The 419-nt window shown below is 71.6% G+C and carries 1 protein-coding gene; it reads right to left on the reverse strand.

Features of this window, described 5'->3' with window-relative positions; translation table 11 throughout:
- A partial coding sequence (locus CS062_RS26690) for a hypothetical protein (RefSeq protein WP_199174391.1) occupies positions 1–234 on the reverse strand: 234 nt, incomplete at its 3' end.
- Between the last annotated feature and the right edge of the window lie 185 nt (positions 235–419).

Below are 419 nucleotides of genomic sequence, written 5' to 3' on the forward strand. Positions count from 1 at the left end.
GACCACCACCAGCACGACGTCGACCACCCCGGTCACCACATCGCAGGTCGCCCCGGTCGCCCCGGTGCCGACACGGACGGTGACCGAGACCTCGACGCCTGCGCAGACCACGGTCACCGAGACGGCGACGACGACCCCGCCGACCACCACCACCACGACCACCGCGCCCCCGACGACCTCGACAACCGTCGAGACCAGCACGTCGGTGGTGACGTCCACGGTCACCGAGACCACGACGGTCCCGGAGGAAGAGGGCGGCGAGCAGCCCTGACGGCTGCCGCGTCTACTCCGCCGGCTCCACCGGCGGCGTGGACGTCTCCGGAGCAGGCTCGGGCTCTGGTTCGGGCTCGAGTTGCGCCGTCGGTTCCGGATCAGAGATCGGTGACACCGTCGGTTCGGGTGAGGCCGTCGGTTCGGCC

This window comes from Roseateles chitinivorans, from assembly GCF_002761755.1.
Classification (GTDB): Bacteria; Pseudomonadota; Gammaproteobacteria; order Burkholderiales; family Burkholderiaceae_C; genus Roseateles; species Roseateles chitinivorans.